9 protein-coding genes and 1 pseudogene are annotated in these 7,731 nt (G+C 42.7%); 4 read left to right on the top strand and 6 right to left on the bottom strand.

The features are described 5' to 3' along the window. Positions 1-239: 239 nt before the first annotated feature. A pseudogene (locus LC574_RS17180) lies at positions 240-467 on the top strand (NAD(P)-dependent oxidoreductase); the annotation flags it as partial. Positions 468-610: 143 nt separating this feature from the next. On the opposite strand, the gene LC574_RS17175 reads toward LC574_RS17180, so the two are convergent. Continuing rightward, on the bottom strand, positions 611-748 hold the full coding sequence (locus LC574_RS17175; RefSeq protein ID WP_229454632.1) for a hypothetical protein: 138 nt from the start codon (positions 746-748) through the stop codon (positions 611-613). Positions 749-1,307: 559 nt separating this feature from the next. Between LC574_RS17175 and LC574_RS17170 the strand changes: the two genes are divergently transcribed. Beyond that, complete coding sequence (locus tag LC574_RS17170) at positions 1,308-1,484, top strand: hypothetical protein (RefSeq protein WP_229454631.1); 177 nt, start codon at positions 1,308-1,310, stop codon at positions 1,482-1,484. 153 nt (positions 1,485-1,637) lie between these two features. Here the strand turns inward: LC574_RS17170 and LC574_RS17165 are convergent, their stop codons facing one another. The 5 genes from LC574_RS17165 to LC574_RS17145 all read right to left on the bottom strand — a co-directional run bounded on the left by LC574_RS17165 (position 1,638) and on the right by LC574_RS17145 (position 3,583). Continuing rightward, positions 1,638-2,108, bottom strand: a complete 471-nt coding sequence (locus tag LC574_RS17165) for an N-glycosidase (protein WP_229454630.1) — start codon at positions 2,106-2,108, stop codon at positions 1,638-1,640. A 90-nt stretch (positions 2,109-2,198) separates the two neighbouring features. After that, positions 2,199-2,381 (bottom strand): carbohydrate porin, encoded by a 183-nt coding sequence (locus LC574_RS17160; protein WP_229454629.1) that lies wholly within the window; start codon positions 2,379-2,381, stop codon positions 2,199-2,201. Continuing rightward, positions 2,309-2,707, bottom strand: coding sequence for a hypothetical protein (locus LC574_RS17155; protein ID WP_229454628.1), 399 nt, complete (start codon positions 2,705-2,707; stop codon positions 2,309-2,311). The genes LC574_RS17160 and LC574_RS17155 overlap by 73 nt, the downstream gene beginning before the upstream one ends. Before the next feature lie 36 nt (positions 2,708-2,743). Continuing rightward, entirely contained in the window at positions 2,744-3,064 is a 321-nt protein-coding gene (locus tag LC574_RS17150; protein WP_229454627.1) for a hypothetical protein, read from the bottom strand. Between the two features lie 9 nt (positions 3,065-3,073). Next, positions 3,074-3,583: a gluconokinase gene (locus tag LC574_RS17145; RefSeq protein WP_229454626.1), complete on the bottom strand. Its 510-nt coding sequence runs from the start codon at positions 3,581-3,583 to the stop codon at positions 3,074-3,076. A gap of 882 nt (positions 3,584-4,465) precedes the next feature. Between LC574_RS17145 and LC574_RS17140 the strand changes: the two genes are divergently transcribed. Both LC574_RS17140 and LC574_RS17135 read left to right on the top strand, forming a co-directional pair. Next, positions 4,466-4,906 (top strand): response regulator, encoded by a 441-nt coding sequence (locus tag LC574_RS17140; protein ID WP_267871573.1) that lies wholly within the window; start codon positions 4,466-4,468, stop codon positions 4,904-4,906. 856 nt (positions 4,907-5,762) lie between these two features. Next, entirely contained in the window at positions 5,763-7,673 is a 1,911-nt protein-coding gene (locus tag LC574_RS17135; protein WP_229454624.1) for a chemotaxis protein CheB, read from the top strand. The last annotated feature ends 58 nt before the right edge of the window (positions 7,674-7,731 follow it).

Genomic DNA, 7,731 nt, shown 5'->3' with positions numbered 1-7,731 from the left:
CCCAGCACCTGGCCGAACGGATCGCGCGCGGGCGCCGGGCTGGCGGGGGTGGGCACGGCCCGGAACGACAAGGGCTCCACCCCCTTTTGCTCCAGGCCGCGGCACAGACTGGCGTACGCCTCGCGCAGCAGGCGCCCCATCTCGCTGCCTGCCGTGCGCAGCAGCAGCATCCTGGGAGCGGTGTCCAGCGGCAGGACCCGGCTCGAATGGCTCAAGGCCCGGGCATATACCTCGGGGCGCAACGGATGTTGGATGGCAATTATGCTGATCCGAATTTCCCCACAAAACACTTGCTCAAAGATACAGAATTATTTATCTCGGAAGCGAAATCTCGGAGTTTGGATCTTAGCAGTATTAAAGGTGTTCGGCAAATCTTGCAAACAGCCGTGAAAATGTCATTTGCTGATGATGATTACTCATCACTATTTTCTGTAATAAAAGAATGGGGAGAAGCGATCGGGGAATGAAACCAATTCGCAATTCGTAATGGGCTACGCCCCGCTACGCTAACGTAATTCGTAATTCGTAATTAAACTAAGCCACGCCACTTGCTCTCTAGAGTTTTTGGGCATGGGGAATAGGGCACTTGTACTGTCCCCTTCGACTACGTTCAGGAACCGCGACTTGTGCCGAGCGAAGTCGAGGTAGCGAAGCCGAGGTAAGCCGAAGTATGGGGCATGGGGAAGAAACTAGCTGTTTGGGCAATGCCCTGCTTGGTCCAAGCGACGGGGGGAACAACCTCGTCCACGCCACTTGCGGGATGGAGTTTCCCGTCGCTTTCAATAGACCTCTTGCAAAAGTCCCAGATACGTGGGACATCAGTTAATTAGTATAATATGAGTCTTAGTACGAGTAGAAATAGCGAATATGCCCAAATAAGTGGTTACATACCTAAAGAATTAGCTCTTAAATTTCGTGTTACTTGCAAAGCTGAAGAAGTAGAAATTAGTGAAGTTTTAGAACAATTAATAAGTGAATGGCTAAAGAAAAAAACGTAACATAAAATACATTTTGGTGGGTGTTGGTGGGTGCGGTAGGTGGGTAGGTGGATAAAGTGGGTGATGTAGGTGGTTTTGGTGGATGCTTAAGTATGTAAACGGCTGAAAGTATTGCTATATCGTTAATGTGGAATGTATGGAGCCAACAATTGAGCAATTGAGAGCGTTTTTTGACTTCTGTGTGAGAGCTAGTGAACTTTTACAAACAATAGAATTAACCCGATACGATAAAAGAAATAACCGAATAGCCATATTAGTAAGTCAGACAATAGAAGTAGAAATCCTTAGTAGTGGCGAGGTGCTAATAAGATGAGCGATTATTTAAATCTTTCCTATCAAGAATTAAGAGAGTACATCAAAAGTCATCCCCAGGATGAAGAGGCGTTTCAGCATTTTTTATCGTTGATGAGAGAAAAGCCTGGGGTAGTGGTAAAAGGTGGTGAGCAAGTAGAGGCAGAACTGAAAAAGAGATTGGGATTAAGATGAATATGTTTCTTGCTATAGGACTACGATTTGATTTATGAAAAAATTCCGTACAACTCGAAAACCCTACAGCCCTATTCCCTACTCCCTACTCCCCACTCCCGGACTACGCAAATAATTTCAAAAATCAAATATGATTCCTATATTTTGATTAAATTATTCGTAAATTACCGTTAAAGATAGTAAGTTACGGATTTCTTCACGCACACTCATGAGGGTTTTACCGAGATGGTTAAGACCTGCTCTATTAGCACCACAGCCCCAAAAAGAATCGGTTGGGGAGTTTTCAACCAAAATCTCATCGCCAGTCTTCAAAAGAACTTCTCTAATATCAATATGAGTGATAAACTTTTTGAGTACAGCTTCTCGCATAATTTCAGTTTTGACCAAATCCCAGTCTCGACGGAGTTGGCGAGTGCTACATCTTCCCAACGTGGCAGCTTCTTCTGGGGTAGCGGCAGCATGGATAAGCGGTATAATTGCCGCATCTGTGCTGCCAACAAATTTTTGCGCTTGATAATAATGCTCAACCGTTGGCCAGTAAGTACCCTGGATATGGATTCCGTGGGGAGAAAAGTTAGAAAAACAGCCATAAGGCTGCCAAACCTTATAAAAGTAAATGGTCACGTCGCTTCGCTCCGAATTCAAAATTCAAAATTTAAAATTCAAAATTCAAGAATTCTGTAAGATCATGTCCGGTAAATTAGTTGTGATAGGTTAAAAATCAAAGGTTGTACGAATTACACCCACATACTGCGTATCATTTCTGCTGTCGTTTTCCGGGTTGAGAATCATCCAAAAACCAGGAGTAACTGAGATATTATCATTCAGGCGGTAACGATAGAATGCTTCGATATGGTAAGCGTTATCTTGCTCTTGACGGACAACAAGATTGGGCATGGGGCATGGGGCATTGGGGGGATGAGGGAGATGAGGGAGATGAGGGAGTGGGGAACAGGGAGCAGGAGAGTAGAGAGCAAAGACTCATTAATGGAGTTCAAAGACTCATTAATGGAGTTCAAAGGCTCATTAATGGAGTTCAAAGACTCATTAATGGAGTTCAAAGACTCATTAATGGAGTTCAAAGACTCATTAATGGAGTTCAAAGACTCATTAATGGAGTTCAAAGACCCATTAATGGAGTTCAAAGACCCATTAATGGAGTTCAAAGACCCATTAATGGAGTTCAAAGACTCATCCCCTATTCTCAATGCCCCATGCCCCATGCCCCATGCCCAATGCCCAATTCCCAAAGAAATTCTTTACCGTCTGGAACGTCTGCGGAGTCTATCAATCACAACTGCCAAAATAATTACTAGTCCTTTGACGACTAGTTGCCAGAAGTAAGATAGGTTCAACAAGGTTAAACCGTTGTTGAGAATAGCAATGATTAATGCACCTAAAAGTGTGCCGCCAATGGTACCAATACCGCCTGTAAAGCTGGTTCCACCTAGAATAACAGCAGCGATCGCATCTAATTCGTAACCTTGACCTAAGATGCCGCTAGCACTATAAAGACGGCTGGCACTCATGATTCCTGCTAAACCTGCCAGCAATCCACTAATACCATAGACAAATAGCAAAGCAATAAGCTAGATTTCCAAAGCTGTTCTAATGTTTTGAACAATCACCTGGGGTGGTTGTGCAACATCCATAGATATGGTATGTAATGGTTCTTCAAGAGTATAAAACTGGCTGTTGAGCAGTTTTTCGCTCATGTAATGATTGCTACGCTCTTGCAACCGCATTTGAATTAACTCATAAGACCCTTTGAGGTAAACTAGCTTGATGCGTTCGCCCTTGGCGTTGGCGGAGCCATCGCTATCCAATACCAAAAATTGTCGATAGCTGTCTTTTAAAGCAGAACACGCCAGCACCACATTTTTATTTTCTTGCAGCCAATGTTTTATGGCTGTTTGTAAATCTTGTAACCAAGGCATCCTGTCAGCTTCACTTAGAGGGATACCCTGCCGCATTTTCTCAACGTTCTCTAGTGAGTGGAAAGCATCAGCATCGCTAAACTCCCATTGTAACGATTCTGCTAGCAGTTTTCCTATAGTGGTTTTGCCAGAACCGGATACACCCATTAGGATAATAATCATAGACTGCTTAATCATATTTTTCTTAAGAAAAGTTAAGTTATTGAAATGGAGGCAGAATTCAAGACTCCTTGCAAGTACCGCGAAGTTTGAGCCTAGTTGGATTTGATAGTATTGCTTTGAGTGGTTACGTTACTTTGGCACTCACGACACTCAGCCAGCCAACGTTAGAAAAGAACCAACTGTCTATTATAGGACTTACGCACGCTCTACGAATTCTTGGCGTTCTTGGCGTCTTGGCGGTTCGATAAATTAAGCTTTTGGGCGATTTTTGCGTAAGTCCTATATTATTGGAAATTGTTTTAACTACTACTGAAGGATATAAAAACTTTACGTCTTTAGACATAATTAATAATTGTTACCGAAGAAGAATTCAGAATTCAGGAGCCAGAATCCAGCATGGATTCTGTGCGACTGGATGGAGAATCGAGGTTTAAAGCCCCCGATTTTAATTGTGGAGAAGAAAAAATTCTTTCCGTGACTGTTACCCCTGACTTGACTGCTGGGGTATTCTGAATTCTGAATTCTGTCTTCTGACTCCTTCTCATCAGTAGTTACTGGGCATCAGAATAATTTGAATGTTTTTTATCATAAAAATTCTTGCTAAATTTATACAAAATATACAAGTTATACACTATCTAAAACATCAGCTATAACAATAGGATGTTAAAGTAAAAATTGTTAACAAAAATTATTTTTACGTATCAAATAAATAGTTGATATTGGCGATGCTGCAATTAAAGCTGCTAAGGGAGTAGATCATTTCAAAGGTAATACCCCGTTCATGCTTACTGATGAGACGTTTATTGAACTTCAAGCAAGCACAAGAAATGTACTGCTTAAAGACATTCTAAAGCTCAAGAAAACCTCAATTTTGAAACTTTGATGCATATAAATAATAAATTTCTTACTAATCCTTCATTTCTAGAAGGGCTGCGAGTACTCCTTGTAGATAATGATGTCAATTTCTGCAATTCGTTGACGCCAATGTTGCAATCCTATGGCGTGAGCGTGCAAGCGGCATTTTTAAAAGAGCAAGCTCTGGAAATATTTGTGCAATGGCAACCTGATGTCCTCTTAAGTGATATTTCCACGCCAAATGAGGATGGCTATGCTCTGATTCACCAAGTGAGAACACTTACGGGAGAGCAAGGCAAAGTAGTACCAGCGATCGCTCTGACAAGCACTGTAACAGAAGATATGTATCAACATGCTCTTTTAGCTGGGTTTAGTCTATGCTTTGCTAAACCCGTAGTTATTGATGATTTCGTTGCTGTGCTTGGCATTTTAGCAATTGCTAATAATCCTCATCCTCATGCTAACTAGTACGTCACGGCGTAAATAAACCACCCCTGACGCTCGTTCGCTCTTAGCGTCTCCCCTTGGGAGAAGACTCGCTAACGCTGCGCTAACGGGTTCGGCAGTTCCTCATGGGGGGAACCCCCTTTGAGCGACTGCCTCACCATTCCAAATCAATGAAACGCTTATACTGTATACCTGTTTGAATACAACGACTTGCTCAGTACAAGTTTTGAATACTTCGGCTACGCTCAGGACAAGCTCAGTACAAGTTTTGAATTTTGAATTCCGCCTTGCGGTACTAGCTTTAATTAATGTCTTAGATAGATATAGTAGTCTAACTTTTGACAAGTAATGATATGGATCATTTATTGGTGGAGATAATTTTTTTTAAAATGCTACTAATAAATTTGATAAACGATAAAATTAATCTCAGAAGTTATCAAATGTATATTTTAACTCAATTAGTTTTGCTTTTGAGTAGCGGAATCATTGGTATTGCATTTATTCTAGCTTCTTATTTATTGGCACTGACTTGGATTTAGGAAACTTAGAGGGTGTTTGAAAAGCTATATTTGTTACCCAAAGTGTCTAAATACCCCCCCTAACCCACGCCACTTGCTTGGCTGTCGGCAGAGCCGCAAGGGCGCAGTGGCTCCCCCTTGTAAATGGGGGGAATAGTCTCTTAAAGCCCCCCAATATATCGGGGGGTTGGGGGGTAAGAAGTCAGAATTTAATGTGCTATACGACACTTTTCAAACATCCTTTTAGATTGTTTATGTGATTTGTATTTAAACTATTATTAAAATACAAGGCAAGTAAGTAAACTGACCTAAAATATAAACCTGACCTGCCAAACCATTGCAGTGCTAGACTTCATCCTATGACATCCGATCAACCCTCTGAGCAACCTGTATCTGAATCTACCGCTAATGAAGCGTTCGACGTAGAACAGCAAGACAATACAGATACTTTATTTCCCATCGTTGGCATTGCCGCCTCTGCGGGTGGATTAGAGGCATTTACGCAGTTGCTCAAATATTTGCTTACCGATACAGGGATGGCATTTGTGCTGATTCAACACTTAGACCCTAACCACAAGAGTCTGTTGAGCGAGATTTTGGCAAGAACAACTCAAATGCCTGTCAGTGAAGTGCAAGACGGCGTGACTGTAGAACCAAACCAAGTCTACATTATTCCCCCTAACACTAAGATGATTGTGTCTGGTGGGGTGTTGGAACTCACGCCGCGAGAGAAAATTCAGGGGAAATATATGCCAGCTGATGCGTTCTTTAGTTCATTGGCAGCAGATCGAGGGAACAAAGCGATCGCAGTAATTTTATCTGGAGCGGATGGAGACGGTGCACTGGGGCTGAAGGCAATCAAAGCAGCTGGAGGCGTGACTTTTGCTCAGTGTGAAGACACGGCAAAATTCGATAGTATGCCCAATACTGCTGTTGCCACAGGGAATGTTGATTTTGTATTGCCGCCTCAAAAAATCGCCCAAGAACTGGTAAACCTCAGTCGCAATCCTTTGATTTCTGACTCATTGCCACCGATCGCGGTTGAGAAGTTGCCCGAAGAAGGAGATGCCCTGGCGACTATATTTGTGTTGTTGCGATCGGTAACTGGCGTTGACTTCAGCCACTACAAGCCCAACACCCTCGATCGCCGAATCCAGCGCCGAATGCTGTTGTATAAACTAGAAGAGTTAGAGGATTATGCCGAGTATTTGCAAAAGAATCCGAGTGAAGTCAAGGCCCTCTATGAAGAAATTCTGATCCACGTCACCTATTTTTTCCGCGATCCCGAAGCATTTGAAGTGTTGAAACAGCAAGTCTTTCCCACCATCACGAAAAACAAATCGTTAGAGTTGCCGATTCGGATTTGGGTGGCGGGGTGTTCCACGGGCGAAGAAGTGTATTCGATCGCCATCTGTTTGCTGGAGTTTTTGTCAGATAAAGTAACCCCGCCGCCGATCCAGATTTTTGCCACAGATATCAGTGAGATAGCGATTGAGAAAGCCAGATCAGGCATTTATCCAGAGAATCAAATGGTGGAGGTTTCACCAGAGCGCCGCCGCAGATTTTTTAATGCCATTGAAGGCGGTGGATATCAAATTAGCAAAGCTGTCCGCGAAGTGTGTGTGTTTGCCCGACAAGACTTGAGCAGTGACCCGCCTTTTTCTAACTTAGATTTAGTTAGCTGTCGGAATGTACTGATTTACTTGGACGAAACGTTGCAAAAACGGATACTGCCCGTCTTTCATTACAGTCTCAACCCGACAGGCTTTCTGCTGCTAGGGACTTCAGAAAGCACAGGTAAATATTCGGAGTTGTTTACTCTGATTGACAAAAAGTATAAAATTTATGCCAAGAAGCTAACTGTAAATCGTCCAATTCTTTCGTTCGTTACCAGCAATTATCCAGTAGCAAAAGTAGAGGAACCTAAGCTGACCAATGAGAATCCATCAGAGGAGTTTGATTTAGATAGAAAAACCGATCAACTGATCTTGAATCGCTATGCCCCAGTGGGTGTAGTAATCAACAACAAGATGGAGGTGCTGCAACTTCGGGGAGAAATCGATCTCTACCTAAAACTTGTACCTGGGAAAGCGAGTCTCAACTTATTTAAAATGGTGCGCCAAGGCTTGCTCGTAGAGCTACGCGCCGCAATTTATCAGGCACAACGGCAAAAAAATCTAGTTATAAAGCAAGGGTTACGAATTGAAGAAGGCGATTTTTCAAGAATCGTCAATCTTGAGGTGATTCCATTCAAGCCTTCGACTGACTAAGAATTCTACTTTCTGATTTTATTTGAAGAAGCTCCATCCGTAGTTAACAACTTCAACC

Origin of the sequence: Nostoc sp. CHAB 5715 (genome assembly GCF_020829685.1) — a bacterium.
Taxonomy (GTDB): domain Bacteria; phylum Cyanobacteriota; class Cyanobacteriia; order Cyanobacteriales; family Nostocaceae; genus Nostoc.
This window is presented reverse-complemented; position numbering and strand designations above follow the sequence as displayed.